The sequence below is a fragment of the Curtobacterium sp. MCSS17_006 genome, from assembly GCF_003234215.1.
GTDB classification, from domain to species: domain Bacteria; phylum Actinomycetota; class Actinomycetes; order Actinomycetales; family Microbacteriaceae; genus Curtobacterium; species Curtobacterium flaccumfaciens.
On sequence record NZ_QKSO01000012.1, the window covers coordinates 115,044 to 133,603 of the forward strand.

16 protein-coding genes are annotated in these 18,560 nt (G+C 71.5%); all 16 read left to right on the forward strand.

Translation table 11 applies throughout. From position 1 onward, the window contains the following. Positions 1 to 231: 231 nt before the first annotated feature. Complete coding sequence (locus tag DEJ21_RS12710) at positions 232 to 2,883, forward strand: glycoside hydrolase family 2 protein (RefSeq protein WP_111224810.1); 2,652 nt, start codon at positions 232 to 234, stop codon at positions 2,881 to 2,883. A gap of 151 nt (positions 2,884 to 3,034) precedes the next feature. Further along, positions 3,035 to 3,319 carry a twin-arginine translocase TatA/TatE family subunit gene (gene tatA / locus DEJ21_RS12715; RefSeq protein ID WP_111088581.1) on the forward strand — a complete coding sequence of 95 codons (285 nt, stop codon included), beginning with the start codon at positions 3,035 to 3,037 and terminating at the stop codon, positions 3,317 to 3,319. A 104-nt stretch (positions 3,320 to 3,423) separates the two neighbouring features. Continuing rightward, positions 3,424 to 4,842 carry an MFS transporter gene (locus DEJ21_RS12720; RefSeq protein ID WP_111224811.1) on the forward strand — a complete coding sequence of 473 codons (1,419 nt, stop codon included), beginning with the start codon at positions 3,424 to 3,426 and terminating at the stop codon, positions 4,840 to 4,842. 53 nt (positions 4,843 to 4,895) lie between these two features. Beyond that, entirely contained in the window at positions 4,896 to 7,064 is a 2,169-nt protein-coding gene (locus tag DEJ21_RS12725; RefSeq protein ID WP_111224812.1) for an ATP-dependent Clp protease ATP-binding subunit, read from the forward strand. 74 nt (positions 7,065 to 7,138) lie between these two features. Further along, entirely contained in the window at positions 7,139 to 7,693 is a 555-nt protein-coding gene (locus tag DEJ21_RS12730; protein ID WP_071404319.1) for a DUF2231 domain-containing protein, read from the forward strand. A 42-nt stretch (positions 7,694 to 7,735) separates the two neighbouring features. Continuing rightward, on the forward strand, positions 7,736 to 8,389 hold the full coding sequence (locus tag DEJ21_RS12735; RefSeq protein WP_111224813.1) for a response regulator transcription factor: 654 nt from the start codon (positions 7,736 to 7,738) through the stop codon (positions 8,387 to 8,389). 41 nt (positions 8,390 to 8,430) lie between these two features. Further along, positions 8,431 to 9,549 (forward strand): HAMP domain-containing sensor histidine kinase, encoded by a 1,119-nt coding sequence (locus DEJ21_RS12740; protein ID WP_111224814.1) that lies wholly within the window; start codon positions 8,431 to 8,433, stop codon positions 9,547 to 9,549. 47 nt (positions 9,550 to 9,596) lie between these two features. Continuing rightward, positions 9,597 to 10,136, forward strand: a complete 540-nt coding sequence (locus DEJ21_RS18270) for a hypothetical protein (RefSeq protein ID WP_181435871.1) — start codon at positions 9,597 to 9,599, stop codon at positions 10,134 to 10,136. Then, positions 10,133 to 11,230 (forward strand): peptidoglycan-binding protein, encoded by a 1,098-nt coding sequence (locus DEJ21_RS18275; RefSeq protein ID WP_181435872.1) that lies wholly within the window; start codon positions 10,133 to 10,135, stop codon positions 11,228 to 11,230. The genes DEJ21_RS18270 and DEJ21_RS18275 overlap by 4 nt, the downstream gene beginning before the upstream one ends. Further along, entirely contained in the window at positions 11,227 to 11,931 is a 705-nt protein-coding gene (locus tag DEJ21_RS12750; protein WP_111224816.1) for an ABC transporter ATP-binding protein, read from the forward strand. The genes DEJ21_RS18275 and DEJ21_RS12750 overlap by 4 nt, the downstream gene beginning before the upstream one ends. Next, positions 11,928 to 13,115, forward strand: a complete 1,188-nt coding sequence (locus DEJ21_RS12755) for an ABC transporter permease (RefSeq protein WP_181435873.1) — start codon at positions 11,928 to 11,930, stop codon at positions 13,113 to 13,115. The genes DEJ21_RS12750 and DEJ21_RS12755 overlap by 4 nt, the downstream gene beginning before the upstream one ends. Before the next feature lie 287 nt (positions 13,116 to 13,402). Continuing rightward, on the forward strand, positions 13,403 to 14,728 hold the full coding sequence (locus DEJ21_RS12760) for a sugar ABC transporter substrate-binding protein (protein ID WP_220036575.1): 1,326 nt from the start codon (positions 13,403 to 13,405) through the stop codon (positions 14,726 to 14,728). Positions 14,729 to 14,731: 3 nt separating this feature from the next. Further along, positions 14,732 to 15,775 carry a carbohydrate ABC transporter permease gene (locus DEJ21_RS12765; RefSeq protein WP_111224818.1) on the forward strand — a complete coding sequence of 348 codons (1,044 nt, stop codon included), beginning with the start codon at positions 14,732 to 14,734 and terminating at the stop codon, positions 15,773 to 15,775. Further along, positions 15,772 to 16,659 carry a carbohydrate ABC transporter permease gene (locus DEJ21_RS12770; protein WP_258375044.1) on the forward strand — a complete coding sequence of 296 codons (888 nt, stop codon included), beginning with the start codon at positions 15,772 to 15,774 and terminating at the stop codon, positions 16,657 to 16,659. The genes DEJ21_RS12765 and DEJ21_RS12770 overlap by 4 nt, the downstream gene beginning before the upstream one ends. Before the next feature lie 112 nt (positions 16,660 to 16,771). Continuing rightward, positions 16,772 to 17,560, forward strand: coding sequence for a DeoR/GlpR family DNA-binding transcription regulator (locus DEJ21_RS12775; RefSeq protein ID WP_071404329.1), 789 nt, complete (start codon positions 16,772 to 16,774; stop codon positions 17,558 to 17,560). Further along, a partial coding sequence (locus tag DEJ21_RS12780; RefSeq protein ID WP_111224819.1) for a 1-phosphofructokinase family hexose kinase occupies positions 17,557 to 18,560 on the forward strand: 1,004 nt, incomplete at its 3' end. The genes DEJ21_RS12775 and DEJ21_RS12780, both read left to right, overlap by 4 nt.

Genomic DNA, 18,560 nt, shown 5'->3' on the forward strand with positions numbered 1-18,560 from the left:
CCTGCCCGCGCGACCCGCCCCCTGTCACCACCTAGGTTGCCGAAAGCATCCCGTACTAGCATCGCCGAGCACCCCTCGCGCGAGCGCAACCCGTTCGTGCGCGCGACGTGACGACGCCCGGGCAACCGGTGCCGAGCCTCCAGGCCGTGGGAACCGGCCACGGGTCGGACCGCCGGTCGGCGTCCCCGACCGAGGCTGACGGACACCCTGCCGCCGAAGAGAAGGACCCGCATGACCCTCGAACGCGAGGAACTCCGCGACGACTGGACCGTGACGATGGCCGGAGGAACCGGTGCGCCGGACGGCGTCGCGGGCCGCACCATCCCGGCGACGGTGCCGGGTCAGGTCCACACCGACCTGGAGCGGGAGGGCCTGCTGCCGGACCCGGCGTTCCACCTGAACGAGCAGGCCGCGAAGTGGGTCGGCCGCGCCGACTGGGCGTACCGCCGCACGGTCGACGTCGACCCGCGGGGCCACGAGCGCGTCGACCTGGTCTGCGACGGCCTGGACACGGTCGCGGAGCTCAGCCTGGACGGCGTCGTCGTGGGCACGACCCGCAACATGCACCGCCGGTACCGGTTCGACGCCCGGGTGCAGACGGGGTCCGGTGGCACCACGAAGGACCTCGAGATCCTGTTCGAGTCGCCGTACCGCGAGGCCGGTCGGGTCGCTGCGAAGGCCGGCAGCATGCCCGGTCCGTACGACGAGCCGTTCCCGTACGTGCGCAAGATGGCGTCGAACTTCGGCTGGGACTGGGGCCTGACGGCGGTCACGAGCGGCCCCTGGCGGCCGGTCGCGATCGAGCGTTGGACGACCGCGCGTCTGCGCGAGGTCCGTCCGCTCGTCGACGTCGAGGCCGGCGAGGGCGTGCTCGACGCGCACATCACCGTCGAGCGCTCGGGCATGAACGACCTGGACCAGGACGGCGAGGACGACGACCTCGTGCTCGTCGTCACCGTGAGCGGCGAGACCGAGGACGGCGGCACCACGCGCCAGCGGTCCCGCGCGCAGCTGACCCCGAAGGACGACGAGACCGTCGTCACCGTGCGCGTGCCCGAGGCGCGGCGCTGGTGGCCGCGCGGCTACGGCGCGCAGCCGCAGTACGACGTCGTGGTCGAGCTGCAGACCGTCGACGGCGAGGTGCTCGACCGCGACACGTTCCGCACCGGGTTCCGGTCCACCCGCATCGAGACCCAGGTCGACGGCATCGGCCGCCCCTTCGCCGTGCACGTCAACGGCACGCTCATCGACGTCCGGGGCGTCAACTGGATCCCCGACGACGTCATCGTCTCGCGCGTCGACCGTGCCCGACTGGAGTCCCGGCTGGGTGCCGCGGCCTCGCTCGGCACGAACCTCGTGCGCGTCTGGGGCGGCGGAGTGTACGAATCGCGCGACTTCTACGAGGTCTGCGACGAACTCGGTCTGCTCGTCTGGCAGGACTTCCCGTTCGCGTGCTCGGCCTACCCCGAGGTCGAGCCGATCCGCAGCGAGGTCATCGCCGAGGCACGCGACAACGTCGCCCGGCTCGCCCGCCACCCCTCGCTGGTGGTCTGGAACGGCAACAACGAGAACATCTGGCTGCACGACGCTGACGGCTGGGGTGCGGAGCTGGGCGATCGTGGCTGGGGACTCGACTACTACCTCGACCTGCTGCCGACGATCGTCGACGCGGTCGACCCGTCGCGCTTCTACACGGTCGCGTCGCCGTGGTCCGGCTCCGAGTCGCTGCCCGCGAACGAGGTCGACCACGAGACGCACCACTCGTGGGACGTCTGGAACCGGCTGCCCGACACCGCCTACCGCGAGTCGGTGCCGCGCTTCGTGTCGGAGTTCGGCTGGCAGGCGCCGCCCGCCTGGCGCACGCTGCGCGAGGCGGTCACGGACGCGCCGCTGCGGGTCGACTCGCCCGGTGTGGTCCACCACCAGAAGGCGGCGGACGGGATGGCCAAGCTGGCCCGCGGGCTGGAGCCGCGCTTCGGCGCGGTCGACCCGGCCGCGTTCGACGCGTGGCACTACCTGACGCAGCTGCAGCAGGCGCGGGCGATCGCGACCGGCATCGAGCACTGGCGCACGCACTGGCCGCGCAACACCGGCGTGGTGGTGTGGCAGCTGAACGACCTGTGGCCGGTGTCGTCGTGGTCGGCGATCGACTCTGCGGGGCGCCTGAAGCCGCTGGCGCACGAGCTGCGCCGCCTGTACGACGACGTGCTGCTGACCATCCGTCCGGTGTCGTCGGTCTCGGTGACGCCGGGTGCGGAGCGGACTGGAGGCCCGGATCACCCGGGTGCGTCGCCTGCGGTCGGCGAGACGGCTGACCTGGGCGAGCTCGCGGACACGCTCTCGCTGGGCGTCTCGCCCGGTGCGTTCGGGTCCTCGCCCGTCGAGGTGGCCGTCCGGTCGACCCGCACCGGGCACGACAGCGTGGTGCGGGTGCGCCGGATCACCACGGCCGGCACGATCCTGGCCGAGGCGTCGCTGCCGGTCCGGCTGTCGTCCGCCGGCGTCGCGGTCGTCGCACTGCCCGAGTCGGTCGGTGTCGTCGACGACCCGGCCAACGAGCTCATCATCGCGGACATGGACTGGCGCCGCGCGGTCTGGACCCCTGGTCCCGACGCCGCGATGCGATGGGAGCCCGCGCGCTACCGGACCTCGTTCGCGGTGGTCGACGGTGGTCTGGACCTGACCGTCGAGGCCGACTCGCTCGTCCGCGACCTGCTGGTGCAGCCGGACCGGGTCGCGGCGGACGGCACGGTCGACCGCGGGTTCATGACGCTGCTGCCCGGCGAGCGGGTGGTGTTCCGGCTCGGCGGTGTGACCGAGGCCGACATCCCGGCGCTCCGCGAGGCGCCCGTGCTGTGGAGCATCGACGGCGTCCTGCGGTGACCGGAGCGCTTCCCTGGACGAACGGTGTCCGTTCCGGGGGCCGGCCTGGGCATCCGGGGGCGGGGGAGTTACCATGGGGGGACACGGACTTCCGCCGCGGTGATCGACGACGATCAGCGGACGGCGACCAGTTCCAGATCAAGGAGTCATGATGATTGGTAACCTGACCGGCCTTCACCTGCTGATCATCCTCGGGATCGTCATCCTGCTGTTCGGCGCGACCAAGCTCCCGGCGCTCGCCAAGGGCCTCGGCCAGTCGATCAACATCTTCAAGAAGGAGATGTCCGACGACGAGAAGAAGGCCCAGGCCAACGGCACGGCTCCGGACGGCACGGTGCAGAACAGCACCGTCCAGAACGTCCCCGCCGAGCCCGCCGCCGGTCCGGTCCTGAACCCGGGGTCGACCGCGCAGCCGAACACCGACTCCCGGCGTTAGGACACCCTGACCCGTCCTGTCCGCAGCCCCCGCGACCACATCTGTCGCGGGGGCTTCGTCGTGCGGGATCGACCGCGGGGTACCCGGTGCCGCAGGATGAGCACATGACCGCTCCCGCTCCCGTTCCGGCCCCCGTGCCGCACGGCGTCGCGCCGCTCCGGGACGACCGGCGGATCGTGCTGGTGGTGGCGATCCTGGCGTCGTTCGTCGTCGGGCTCGACTCGAGCGTCGTGAACGTCGCACTCCCCGCGATCCGGCAGGAGCTCGGCGGCGGACTCGTCGTGCAGCAGTGGGTCGTCGACGCGTACCTGGTCACCCTCGGCTCGCTCATCCTGGTCGCCGGCAGCCTGTCCGACCTGTTCGGCCGAGTCCGGATCATCACGTGGGGGCTCGTGGTCTTCGGCATCGCGTCCGTGGTGTGCGCGATCGCCCCGACCGGCGAGGTGCTCATCGTCGCCCGGGCGCTGCAGGGCGTCGGCGGGGCGCTCGTCATGCCGAGCGCGCTCGCCCTCATCGTCGCCGCGTTCCGCGGGGCGGCGCAGGCGAAGGCCATCGGCACGTGGACGGCGTGGTCGAGTGCGGCCACGATCCTCGGTCCCGTGGTCGGCGGGCTCGTGGTGGACGGCATCGGGTGGCGGTGGGTCTTCGTGCTCACCGCGGTGCCGATCGCCGTGACGATCCCGCTGGTCCTGCGCATCACCGGCGACGTGCACCCCGCTGTCCGCCCGCGCATCGACGTCGTCGGGGCCGTGCTCGCCGTGGTGGGTGTCGGCGGTGTCGTGCTCGGGCTCATCGAGCAGGAGCGGTTGGGGTGGGGTGCGCCCGTGGTGGTCGGCGCGCTCGTGCTCGGGGCAGCCGCACTGGTGGCCTTCGTGCCGTGGGAGCTGCGGGTGACGCGGACGACGGGGTCGCCGCTCGTGCCGCTCGAGCTGTTCCGGGCGCGGAACTTCACGGTCGGCAACCTCGCGACCCTGTCCATCTACGGGGCGCTCGGCATGGTGTTCTTCGTCGTCACCCTGTTCCTGCAGGAGGTCTGGCGGTTCCCGGCCTGGCTCGCCGGCCTCGCGACGCTGCCGCCGACGATCATGCTGCTCGCGCTGTCCACCGCCGTCGGGTCCTTCGCCGGTCGGTACGGCCCGCGGTGGTTCATGGCCGCGGGTCCGGCGGTCGGCGCGGTCGGGGCGCTCCTGCTGCTGCTCGCCGGCGACGACCCGAACGGCTACTGGTGGTCGGTGTTCCCCGGACTGGTGCTGATCGGCGTGGGCATCGCCCTGATGGTCACGCCCTTGACCAGCGCGGTGCTCGGATCGGTGCCGCAGTCCGAGGCCGGGTCCGGTTCGGCCGTGAACAACGCGGTCGCGCGGATCGCCGGACTCGTGACGGTGGCACTGGCCGGCGTGGTGCTCGGCGGTGAGGTGAGCGTCGACGGGCTGCACCGGGCCATGGTGGTGATGGCGCTCCTGCTGGCGGCCGGCGCCGTCGTCTGCGCGGTCGGGATCCGGAATACCCCCGCGCGGACGTAAGTTGAGTGGAGTAGACTCAACTCCAGGACCACCGCAACGAAAGGACGGAACGCATGGCGAACCTCCAGGGCGCTCCTGACTCGCAAGAACGACAGAAGACCGCCCTCGAGCAGTACGGCATCGACCTCACGGCGATCGCCCGCAGCGGCAAGCTCGACCCCGTGATCGGCCGCGACTCCGAGATCCGGCGCGTCTCCCAGGTGCTGACGCGCCGCACCAAGAACAACCCGGTGCTCATCGGCGAGCCCGGCGTCGGCAAGACCGCCGTCGTCGAGGGGCTCGCGCAGCGCATCGTCGCCGGGGACGTCGCCGACTCCCTCAAGGACAAGCGACTCATCTCGCTCGACATCTCCGCCCTCATCGCCGGCGCCAAGTACCGCGGCGAGTTCGAGGAGCGGCTCAAGGCCGTGCTCAAGGAGATCAACGACTCCGACGGGCAGGTCATCACGTTCATCGACGAGCTGCACACCCTGATGGGTGCCGGGGGCGGCGAGGGCTCCGTCGCGGCGTCGAACATGCTCAAGCCGATGCTCGCCCGCGGGGAGCTCCGGCTCATCGGCGCGACGACCCTCGACGAGTACCGCGAGTACATCGAGAAGGACGCCGCGCTCGAACGACGCTTCCAGCAGGTCTACGTGGGTGAGCCCAGCGTCGAGGACGCCGTGGCGATCCTCCGCGGGCTCAAGGAGCGCTACGAGGCGCACCACAAGGTGACGATCAACGATTCCGCACTGGTCGCGGCCGCGAGCCTGTCGAACCGGTACATCTCCGGCCGGCAGCTGCCCGACAAGGCCATCGACCTGATCGACGAGGCCGCGAGCCGGCTCCGGATGGAGATCGACTCCAGCCCGGTCGAGATCGACGAGCTGAAGCGGAACGTCGACCGTCTGCGTGTCGAGGAGTTCGCGCTCAAGCAGGAGAAGGACGACGCCTCCAAGGTCCGCCTCGAGACGCTGCGCAACGAGCTGCGCACCCGCGAGGAACGGCTGGCCGAGCTCGAGCAGCGCTGGCAGGCCGAGCGCGCGAGCCTCAACCGCATCGGTGAGCTCAAGCAGCAGCTCGACGACCTGAACATGCGGTCGCAGCGCGCTCAGCGCGAGGCCGACTACGAACTCGTCTCCCGCCTGGAGTACGGCGAGAAGCCCCGCATCGAGGCCGAGCTCGCCGCCGCCGAACAGGCCGAGAGCGCCGACCGGATGGTGAACGACAGCGTCACCGACGAGGACATCGCCGCCGTCATCGCGCAGTGGACGGGCATCCCGCTCGGCCGACTGCTGCAGGGCGAGACCGAGAAGCTCCTGCACCTCGAGAGCGAGCTCGGCCGCCGCATCATCGGGCAGCGCACCGCCGTGACCACCGTGTCCGAGGCGGTCCGTCGCACCCGCGCCGGCATCTCCGACCCGGACCGGCCGACCGGTTCGTTCCTGTTCCTCGGACCGACGGGCGTCGGCAAGACCGAGCTGGCCAAGGCGCTCGCCGAGTTCCTGTTCGACGACGAGAAGGCCCTCGTCCGCATCGACATGAGCGAGTACGGCGAGAAGCACTCCGTGGCCCGCCTGATCGGTGCCCCGCCCGGGTACGTCGGGTACGAGGCCGGTGGACAGCTCACCGAGGCGGTCCGCCGCCGTCCGTACTCGGTGATCCTGCTCGACGAGATCGAGAAGGCGCACCCCGAGGTGTTCGACGTGCTGCTGCAGGTGCTCGACGACGGCCGGCTGACCGACGGCCAGGGGCGCACGGTCGACTTCCGGAACACGATCCTCGTGCTCACGTCGAACCTGGGGTCGCAGTTCATGACGGACCTGTCCCTGAGCGACGCGCAGCGGGAAGAGGCGGTCCGTGAACTCGTGCAGCAGGCGTTCCGGCCGGAGTTCATCAACCGCCTCGACGACATCGTGGTGTTCCAGGCCCTGACGGCCGACGACCTCGGGCAGATCGTGTCGCTCTACGTCGACCGGTTGGCTCGTCGCCTGACCGACCGCCGACTCGAGCTCGCCGTCACCCCCGAGGCACGCGGCTGGCTGGCCGAGCGCGGGTACGACCCGCTCTACGGTGCGCGGCCCCTGCGTCGCCTGATGCAGCGGCAGATCGACGACCGGTTGGCCCGCGCGATCCTGTCGGGTGACGTCCGTGACGGCGACACCGTCCGGGTGGACGTCGCCGCGGACGGCGACGGCCTGACGGTCGAGCCCTTCGAGCTGGCCGAGATCGTCGAGGAGTAGTCCACCAAGACGGACGGGAGGCCCGTCACCGGTTCCTGGGACCGGCGACGGGCCGTTCGTCTACCGTCCACGGCATGCCTGAGATCCGCGCGATCCGTCGCCTCACCGATGCCGTCGAGCACGCGAGCGTGCTCGACAAGGCCGTCGACATCGACCGTGCCGTCGTGAACGCCCTCGCCAAGCCGAAGGCCCTGCGCCAGCTGCTGCACGGCGTGCCGTTCGGCCACCCGATCCACCCGCTCATGGTGCAGGTGCCCCTCGGTGCCTGGATCTCCGCCGCGGTGCTCGACCTGGTCGGCGGGAAGGGCAACGCGAAGGCCGCCAAGACCCTGGTCGGCGTCGGGGTCGTCTCGGCGAGCAGCGCCTCGGTCGCCGGCTACGTCGACTGGTCCGAGCTGAACCGCGAGCAGCTCCGCACCGGATGGGTGCACCAGGCCGTGAACTGGACCGGCCTGTCGCTCTACGGCCTGTCGTGGCTGCAGCGGAAGCGCGGCAACCACGGTGCCGGCAAGCTGCTGGGCTTCGCGGGTCTCGCCGTGGTCAGTGTCGGCGGGTACCTCGGCGGACACCTGTCCTACCGTCAGCGTGCCGGCGTCAGTGACCACGGTGAGGTGCCGTTCGACGCCTGATCCTCTCAGCCGCTCCATGGGTACATCACGTGCAATATACGGATGCGCGTACTCGTGGTGGACGATGAGACTGCCCTCGCCGACCTGATCGCGAAGGGGCTTGCACGCCAGGACATGGCCGTCGACGTCGCGTACCGCGGCGACGACGCCGACGAACTGCTGTCCGTCAACGACTACGACGTCGTCGTGCTGGACCGCGACGTCCCCGGGCTCCACGGCGACGAGGTCGCCCGGAGGCTCGCGGCCCGCGGCAGCCTCACCCGGATCCTGATGCTCACCGCGGCGACCGCCCTGGCCGATCGCGTGCACGGACTCGAACTCGGCGCCGACGACTACCTGGCGAAGCCGTTCGAGTACCCCGAGCTCGTCGCTCGCATTCGCGCACTCGGCCGCCGGAGCATCGCCCCGGTCGCTCCCGTCCTCCGACGCGCCGGACTCGTCGTCGACACGAACCGACGGATGGCGACACGCGACGGCCGACCGCTCGATCTGACGTCGAAGGAGCTCGGCGTCCTCGAGGAGCTCCTGCGCGCCGACGGCCGCATCGTCTCGACCGAGGAACTGCTCGAGAAGGTCTGGGACATGAACATCGACCCGTTCACCGCGGCCGTCCGGGTGACGATGTCGAAGCTCCGCAAGAAGCTCGGCGACCCGGACCCGATCCGGACGGTGCCCGGCCGGGGCTACTCCCTGTGAGGCGGGTCCGGCGAACCTGGAGCATCCGCGTCCGTACCGCGGTGACGTTCGCGCTCGCAGCGATGGCGCTCGCGACCGGTGTCGTCGTGTTCTCGAACGTGATGTCCCTGGCCGGGGTCGGCGCCGGACTCGACACCACGTCGGCGCGGACCGCCACACCCGCGCAGGAGTTCGCGGCCGCCTCGCCGGCACCGCTGGAGCCGGGTGGCGCCGGTGGGCGCGACCCGTCGGCGGTCACGGTGATCCAACTCGTCGCCGTGCAGCAGTGGCAGTGGTCCGCCGTCGGCATCGCGGGTGCCGGGGCGCTGGCCGGAGGTGTCGGGTGGCTGGTCAGCCAGCGGATGCTCCGACCGATCGACCGGATCACCGCGACGGCGAACCGGATCACGGCGTCGAACCTGCACGAGCGGATCGAACTCGACGGCCCGGACGACGAGCTGCGGCGCCTGTCCCGCACCGTCGACGGCCTGCTCGACCGGCTCGAGACGGCGTTCGAGAGTCAACGCCGGTTCGTGGCGCAGGCGTCGCACGAACTCCGGACACCGCTCGCCGTCCAACGGGCCGCGGTGCAGATCGGGCTGCACGACGACGCCGACCGCGACGACGTGCGCGCAACCCGCGAGCAGCTCCTCGAGCAGAACCGCCGGACGGAGCACCTGGTCGAGTCCCTGCTCGTGCTCGCCGAGGCCGATCGCGGACTCGCGGGCGCGACCAGCGCCGTCCGTCTCGACGAGGTGACCGACGACGTCGTCGCAGGAGCGGCCACGGACGCGACCGACGCCGGGGTGACCCTGACCCACGAGCGCCGCACCGGGCCTCCCGGCCTGGTCGTCGACGGCGAGCCGACGCTGCTCCGCCAGCTGCTCGTGAACCTGGTCGGCAACGCCGTCGAGTACAACGAACCCGGTGGGTGCGTCCGCGTGACCACCACGAGCGACTGGTTCGTCGTCGAGAACTCCGGGCCGCTGGTGCCCCAGGACGAGGCCCCGCGCCTGGTGGAGCCGTTCCACCGGTGCCCCTCGAGCCCGTCCGCCGAACGGCACAGCGGCCTGGGACTGTCGATCGTCGCCTCGATCGTGCAGGCGCACGGCTGGCGGATGACGATCGATGCGCGCCCGACCGGTGGTCTCGCCGTGCGCGTCGACGTTTCGTCGGTGTAACCCGGTGGGTACCCGGCGCGAAACAGCCGATCGGGTGTGCTGGGACCATGAACGCAACGACCACGACCACCGCTCGTCGGACCCGCTCCCTGCTCGCCGCCGCCGCGGCCCTGGTGCTGCTGCCGGGTCTGCTCGCCTCGTGCTCGGCGGCCGCTCCGGATTCCGGGTCCACGAAGTCCTCCGGGACCGCGGCGAAGGGCGCGACGCTCGCCGAGTGCATGCGCGGCAAGGGCTACGACATGCCGGATCCGTCCTCCGGGGGGACGACGCTCCAGCTGAGCGCGCCCGACGGCGTCGACGAGGACCAGTACCAGGCAGACCTGAAATCCTGCCTCGACGACTCCGCCGGTGCCGGGGAGGCATCTATGGCGAAGCAGATGCCAGGTACGGCAGACCGGCAACGGAAGGCCGCCGAGTGCATCCGGGACCGTGGCTTCGAGGACTACCCCGACGACGAGGAGGCCAAGGCCGGGTACCAGCCCGACGACCAGACGGCGTTCGACGACGTCGCGCGGACCTGCTACGACGAGGCCTTCGCCGGGATCGGCGGCGAGGCCACCGATGCCGGCGACGGAGCCGCGTCGTGACGCGTCCGAGTGGACGCCGCCGCACGATCACGGCGGTGTGTCTGGCGGCGGCGCTCGCCGTCGGTACCGGCGCCTGGGCCGTCCTGGGGCTGCAGCGCGACGAGCCGGCCTCCGCGTCGGCGAGCGGGCAGCCGCACCGGGCGACCGCGACCGTGTCGAAGGGGGACCTGACCGAGTCGAAGGTGTTCGCCGGGACGCTCGGGTACGGGGCGCCGACCGGGGTTCCCGGAGCAGCCGCCGGGACGATCACCTGGCTGCCCGAGCCGGGAAACGTCGTCCGCCGGGACGACCCCGTGTACGCCGTCGACGAGCGCGAGGTGCGTTCGATGTACGGCACCGTGCCGCTGTGGCGCGACCTGTCGCGGGGACGCGACGGCACCGACGTCCGGCAGCTCAACGAGAACCTGGCAGCGCTCGGGTACGACGTGTCGGTCGACGAGGTCTTCGGACCGCGGACCGAGCGTGCCGTGCGGCAGTGGCAGGCCGACCGAGGGCATCGGGTCACCGGCGTGCTGACGGCGGACGACGTCGCGTTCGTGGACGGTGCGGTCCGGGTGGCCTCCGTCGAGGGGGAACTCGGTCAGGCGACCGGTGCCGGAGCCGGGGTGCGCGGTACCGGTGGTCCGGATGCCGGGACCGGCGGCGACGTGCTGCAGGTCACGAGCACCGATCGCGTCGTCACGGCGACCGTCTCGCAGCGCGACGCGGAACGGCTGGCGGTCGGCACGGAGGTGGACGTCCGGATCAACGGCACCGGTGACACGCTGCGCGGAGAGGTCACGGACGCGCACCCGAGCGCGAGCGAGGACGGCGGCAACCAGGTCGACGTCTCCGTGTCCTTCGAACCGGGAGACCGGAAGCTCCCCGCCGCTGCCTCCGCGCAGATCGAGGCGAAGGGCGCCACCGCGCGCGGTGTCCTGTCCGTGCCGGTCGCTGCGCTCGTCGCGGGTTCCGGTGGCGGGTACGCCGTCGACGTGGTGCGCCGCGACGCGACGACGAAGCGGGTACCGGTGGTGCCGGGGTTCACGGCCGACGGACGCGTGGCGATCACGGGCGAGGTCGGCGAGGGCGAGCGGGTGGTGGTGCCGGGATGAGCGGCCGTCCTGACACGGTCCTGTCGCTCCGCGACGTCGTGAAGACCTACGGCGACGTCGGGGCCCTGCGCGGGGTGTCGCTCGAGGTCGCCGCCGGTGAACTGGTCGCGGTCGTGGGCCCGTCGGGGTCGGGCAAGTCGACGATGCTCAACGTCGTCGGGACCCTCGACCGGCCCACGTCCGGCACGGTGACGATCGCCGGCAACGACGTCGCGACGATGTCCGACGACGCTCTGTCCGGACTCCGTGCCGACCACATCGGGTTCGTGTTCCAGCACTTCCACCTGCAAGCCGGCGCGACCGCCACCGAGAACGTCGCCGACGGCCTGCTCTACCAGGGCGTGCCCCGGCGCGAGCGGCACCGTCTGGCGGTCGAGGCCCTGGGTCGCGTGGGCCTGGCGCACCGGGTGGACCACCGACCGCACCAGCTCTCCGGCGGGGAACGCCAACGCGTCGCCATCGCGCGGGCCGTCGTGGGTGACCCGACGATCCTGCTCGCCGACGAACCCACGGGAGCGCTCGACACGGCGTCCGGTGCCGCGGTCGTCGAACTCCTGCGGGAGCTCAACGCGGCGGGCACGACGGTCGTGGTCATCACGCACGACCTCGACCTGGCTGCGTCGCTGCCCCGGCAGGTCCGGATGCGCGACGGCCGGATCGAGCCCGAGGTCGCGCCGGCCGTCGACGAGGTCGCCCGATGAGCCGGCGTCGGTCCGTGGGCGCGGTGGACCTGCTCCGGCTCGGCGTGTTCGGCCTGCGGACCCGGCCGGGTCGCGTGGTGCTGTCCGCCCTCGGGATCGCCATCGGCATCGCGGCGATGCTCGCGGTCGTCGGGATCTCGTCGTCGAGCAAGGCGCAGGTCGACCAGGTGCTCGACGCGCTCGGCACGAACGTGCTCACGGTGACGCCGGCGCAGGGCTTCGGCGAGCCGGAGCCGCTGCCGTCCACCGCCCTCGAGTCGGTGCTGCGGCAGGACGACGTCGGGGCCGCCGCCGCCGTCGGCGCGGTGCCGGACACGGGCGTCTACCGGAACGCACTGGTCCCCGCGCCGGAGACGAAGGGCATCGGGGTACTCGCGGCATGGGGCGACGTGCCGGGGGTCCTCGGCGCGGAGCTCGCGTCGGGCCGCTGGATCGACGACGCTACGGGTGCCCCGCCGCAGGTCGTGCTCGGGGCCGACGCTGCTGCGGCGCTCGGCATCGACACGGTGCTCGCCGACACGCGTGTCTGGACGGGCGGACAGTGGGTGCAGGTCGTGGGCATCCTGCGGCCCGTCCAGCTCGCGGAGGACCTCGACAACCAGGTGTTCGTCCCGCGGTCCCTCGCCGCGCAGCTCGGGTTCGACGAAGCGCCGACCGCGGTCTACACCCGTGTCGACCCGGAGCACGTCGAACGGTCGAGGGACCTGCTCGCCGGTGCGGTCCGACCCGGGGCACCGCAGGACGTCGGCGTGACACGGCCGTCGGACGCGTTGGCCGCGAAGGACGCCACGGACGACTCCTTCACCGGGCTGCTGGTCGGCATCGGCGGGGTGGCCCTGCTCGTCGGGGGCATCGGGGTGGCGAACACGATGGTGATCACCGTCCTGGAACGCCGCGCCGAGGTCGGCGTCCGTCGTGCACTGGGCGCCCGTCGTCGGAACATCCGCGACCAGTTCCTGGTCGAGTCGTTGCTGCTGTCGTTCCTCGGCGGGCTGGCCGGCGTCGTGCTCGGCGTCGCGGTGACGGTCGTCTTCGCCGTCACGCAGGGCTGGCCGGTCGCACTGCCGGTGTGGGCCGTCGTCGGCGGACTCGGTGCCACGGTCGTGATCGGCGGGGTCTCCGGGCTCTACCCGGCGGCACGCGCGGCGCGGATCCCGCCGACGTCCGCCCTGGCGGCCGTCTGACGCGTGCGGTGGACGCGCGCACTGGAGGCCCGGTGCCGGTCCGGCGGACCGGCACCGGGCCTCCAGGCGGTCGCTTCCGCACGCCGGACGTGAGTCGCAGATCATGCCTGGTCATGACCACCTGGTCAAGCATCTGCGTCGATCTGTTCGACATCCGTGATGCCCCGGAAACACGCGGATCGAAAGCGGTCACAGGGACCGATCCAACGGTTGACAAGGGGCCGTGCAGGGTCTTCTATTGCGAATACGCAACGTCCTTTCATAAAGGTCGGACCAAGGGAGTCATCGTGACACGAACGCGTTTCGCCGCACTCGGTGCGCTCGCCCTCGCAGGCGCGCTCGCCCTCACCGGGTGCTCCGCCGGGAGCAACGCCGCTTCCGACGGCGGCACGAAGTCCATCGGCACACCCGATGGCACGGGCAAGACCATCACCGTCTGGATGATGAACGGCGACCTGAGCGACAAGGTGCTCGACGCCGCCGGCAAGCAGTTCACCGCCGACACCGGGGCGAAGGTGAAGATCCAGACCCAGCAGTGGGACGGGATCACCACCAAGCTCACCACGGCGCTCGCGCAGAGCGACGCCCCCGACGTCGTCGACCTCGGCAACACGCAGGTGCCGGTCTACGCGGCAGCCGGCGGGTTGACCGACCTGACGCCGTATCGCGACGAGCTCAAGGACGGCCAGACTTGGCTCACCGGGCTCGAGGGACCCGCCACCGTCGACGGCAAGCTCTACGGGGCGCCGCTGTTCGCCGGCAACCGGGCCGTGGTCTACGACAAGAAGGTCTGGAAGGACGCCGGTGTGACCGACGTGCCGACCACCTACGACGAGCTCACCGCTGACCTCGACAAGGTCAAGGCCGCCAACCCGGCCAGTGACTTCTCCGCCTTCTACATGCCCGGGCAGTACTGGTACGGCGGGCTGCAGTGGGTCTGGGACGCCGGCGGCGAGATCGCCACGGACAAGGGCGGCAAGTGGACCGGCACGCTCGACTCCGCGGACGCGGTCAAGGGGCTGACCGCCTGGAAGGACTTCCAGAACACGTACTCGGCGAAGTCCACCCAGGACATCAACACCGACAAGCCCTCGCAGAGCGACGTCTTCGCACAGGGCAACACCTCGGCGTTCCTCGGGTCCGCCTGGGAGATCGGCTCGATCACCACGGCGAAGCCGGAGCTCGCCGATCGCATCGGCACGTTCCCGATGCCGTCGTCCACGGCGGGGAAGACGCAGCCGGTGTTCCTCGGTGGCTCCGACCTGGGGATCCCGGCGAAGGCGAAGAACCAGGACCTCGCGCTGTACTACCTGAAGATCCTGACCTCGAAGGAGTTCCAGCAGGACCAGGTGTTCGGTGTGGACGGCTGGGAGCCGAACTCGACCGAGCTGCTCGATGCCGTGGCCGATGACGTCGACACCCTGCACAAGCCGTACTTCGAGGCGGCCGGCACGAGCCGACCGACCCCGGCCACCCCGGGCTGGGCCACCATCGAGGGTGACGCCTCGTTCCAGTCGATGTTCGCCGACGTCGCCACCGGCCGGAAGTCGCCGGAGCAGGCCGCCGAGGGCTTCTCGAAGCACCTCACGACCGCGCTGAACGCGCAGCCGTAGGCGATGACGTCCACTGCGGAGCCGGTGACCGACGCGGAGCAGTCCGCGCCGGTCACCGGCGGGCGGGCCGGCGGCGGGCGGGCCCGTGGCCGACGGAGCGACGGGCCGGTTCAGGGGCCGTCGCGGGGTGGGCGCGGCGCGGGTCGTCGGTCGCCGGTCGGGTCGCGGGCGCCGCTCGTCCTGTTGGCCCCGGCGGCACTGCTGCTCCTGGCCCTCGTCGTCTACCCGCTCGTCCGGCTCGTCGTCATCTCGTTCCAGGACTACGGGCTGCGGGCGATCTTCACCGGGCAGGCCGGGTTCACCGGGCTGACGAACTACACGGACGTCCTGACCGACGCGTCGTTCTGGCCGGTCATCCTGCGCACCGTGCTCGTGACGGGCGCGATGGTCCTCGGAACGATCGTCATCGGCATGGGGGTGGCGCAGCTGCTCACCCGCCTCGGGGTCGCGATGCGCACGGTCGTCAGCGTCGTGCTCGTGCTGGCCTGGGCGATGCCGAACGTGGCCTCGAGCCTGGTCTGGCAGTGGCTCTTCCAGCCGTTCTACGGCGTGCTCAACTGGATCATCACGCAGCTGCGGGTGTTCGGCGACCACACCCAGGACAACTGGGCGTCGCACCCGGGGCAGGCGTACACGATCGTGCTGACGCTCGTCATCTGGCAGGCCGTGCCGTTCGTGGCGCTGACGCTGTACGCCGCGCAGTCCCAGATCGCGCCGGAGTACTACGAGGCCGGTGCGCTCGACGGCGCCTCCGTCTGGACGATGTACCGCGCGATCACGCTGCCGGCCCTCGCGCCGACGCTGCTGCTCGTGTCGATCCTGTCGGTGATCTGGGACTTCAACGTCTTCAACCAGATCTGGCTGCTCACCCGCGGCGGACCGGAGGAGGCCACGCTGACCCTCGGCATCTGGACCTTCGTGCAGTCGTTCGTGTCCAACGCCTACGGGCAGGGCGCGGCGATCGCCGTGATCTCGACCCTGATCCTCGGGGTGCTCACCAGCTACTACATCCGCCGGCTCGTCCGCAGCGGTGAGGAGGACCTGTGACCGTCTCGAGAACGGCGCCCCGTGCGGGCAGCGTCTCCGCGCCGGGCCCCGTGCGGGTGCGCAAACGCAAGCCGCGCATCGTCGCGAACACCATCGCCGTGGTGTTCTGCCTGGTCTGGGTGTTCCCGATCTACTGGATGGTGAACACGGCCTTCAAGCCCGCCGACGAGGTCACCACGATGATCCCGATCTGGGCGCCGCTGCACCCGACGCTCGACAACTTCACGCGGGCGCTCACGCAGGAGGGCTTCCTGGTCTACCTGCGCAACTCCACCATCGTCGTGGTGGCGGCCGTGCTGCTGTCGATCGTCGTCGGGTTCCTGGCGTCGGCGGCACTGTCGCGGTTCCGGTTCCGGGGTCGGCGGGCGATCCTGGTCGCGATCCTGTTCGTGCAGATGATCCCGTCGGGCGCGCTGCTCATCCCGCTGTTCCTGTCGTTCCAGACCCTGGGGCTGCTGAACAGCTACGTCGGGCTGATCCTGGCGTACGTGGCGAGCGTGCTGCCGTTCTCGATCTGGGTGATGCGCGGCTTCTTCGTGGCCGTCCCCGTCGAGATCGAAGAGGCCGCGAAGGTCGACGGCGCCGGCACCTTCCGGATCCTGTGGAGCGTGCTGTTCCCGCTCGTCATGCCCGGGGTCATCGCCACGAGCGTGTTCGCGTTCATCGCGGCGTGGAACGACTACCTGATCGCGTACGTGATGCTCAAGGACCAGGGGATGTACACGCTGCCGGTCTGGCTCGCCGGGTTCTCGACGAACAAGGGCACGGACTTCGGTGGGCTGATGGCCGCGAGCGTGCTGTTCTCGATCCCCGTCGTGGTGTTCTTCCTCATCGTGCAGCGCCGGCTGGTGAGCGGGATGACGGCGGGCGCCGTGAAGGGGTAGCGCTCGGACGGCCGGCACCTGTGGACGTGTTGGTTGCATGACGGAACGGTTGCGTTCTTGTGGGTTTCAGACGTACAGTGCTCGAAACCCAACGGAACGAAGGAGTTCGGGCATGTACGCAACCGAGCGGCACACCGCCATCGCCGCCGAGCTGCAGTCCGCCGGTCGCGTGTCGGTCGCGGGTCTGGCCGAGCACTTCGACGTCACCACCGAGACCGTTCGCCGTGACCTCGACGCCCTCGAGTCCGCCGGGGTCCTGCGCCGGGTGCACGGGGGAGCGGTCCCCGTCGGCCGCTCGAGCGTCGTCGAACTGAGCGTCGCCGAGCGCGAGGGGCAGCACGGCACCGCGAAGTCCGCCATCGCCCGCGCCGCGATGCGCCTGGTGCCGCCGACCTTCACCGGCTCGATCGCCCTCGACGCCGGCACCACCTGCGCCGCCGTCGCCTCCGAGCTCGCCCGCTGGGAGCCCGAGGTCGCCGGCTCGACCATCACCGTCATCACGAACTCGGTGCCGATCGCCGCGACCCTGCAGCACAGCGAGCACCTCGAACTGCACCTGCTCGGCGGCCGCGTCCGTGGCGTCACGAGCGCCGCCGTCGGCACGGCCACCGTCGAGCAGATCGGCGCGCTCCGGCCCGACGTGGCGTTCATCGGCACGAACGGCCTGTCCGCCGGCTTCGGTCTGAGCACCCCGGACGAGTACGAGGCCGCCGTGAAGGGCGCCTACGTGCTCGCCGCCCGACGGGCCGTGGTGCTCGCCGACGCCGCCAAGCACGGCGTGGAGGCCCTGATGCGGTTCGCGCGCCTGGACGAGATCGACACGCTCGTCACCGACGAACAGCCCCCGGCCGACCTCGCCGGTGCGCTCGCCGACGCCGACGTCGAGGTGGTCGTCGCATGAACGCCCGCATCGTCACGGTCACCCCGAACCCGTCCCTCGACCGCACGATCGAGCTCGCCGGCGAACTGCAGCGCGGCGCCGTCCAGCGTGCGACCCGGTCCACCGCGGAACCCGGCGGCAAGGGCGTCAACGTCTCCCGCGTGGTCGTCGCGAGCGGCGGGGACACCGTCGCCGTCCTGCCCGGCGACGAGCTCGACCCGGTCCTGCTCGGCCTGGCCACCCGCGGCATCCCGACGGCCGCGCTGCCGATCGGGGCGCCCCTCCGCTCGAACGTCACCGTGACCGAACCGACCGGCACCACGACGAAGCTCAACGAACCCGGGCCCTCGCTCGCCGGTCGCCTCCACGACCTCGCTGCGTTGGTCGCCGACACCGCCGCTGCGACCGCCACCGGCCCCGCCGCCCGCTGGGTCGTGGTCGCCGGGTCGCTGCCGCCCGGCCTGCCCGACGACGCGCTCGCCGTGCTCGTCCGGGCCGTCCGTGCCCGCCACGGTGCCGACGTCCGGATCGCCGTCGATTCCTCCGGGGTGCCGTTCACCGCGCTGCTGCAGTCGGGCGAACGGATCGACCTGGTGAAGCCGAACGCCGAGGAACTCGCCGAGGTCGTCGGCGGCGACCCCGAGGAGTACGAGCGCGACCTCGACGCCGCGGTCGCCGGAGCCCAGCGGCTGCGGCGGAAGAACGTCGGCACGGTCCTGCTCACCCTGGGCAGTGCCGGCGCCGTGCTGGTCTCCGACGAGGGCGCGTTCGCCGCAGCTGCACCGAAGATCGTCGCCCGGTCGACCGTCGGCGCGGGGGACTCCTCGCTCGCCGGCTACCTGCTCGCCGAGGTCGCCGGAGCCTCACCCGAGCAGCGTCTCGCACAGGCCATCGCCACCGGTGCCGCCGCTGCGGCACTGCCCGGCAGCGACGTGCCGGCACTCGACCACACCGACCCGACGGCGGTCTCCGTCCGGGTGCTCGACACGCACCCGGACGGAGACCGCCGTCGGGTCGGTGT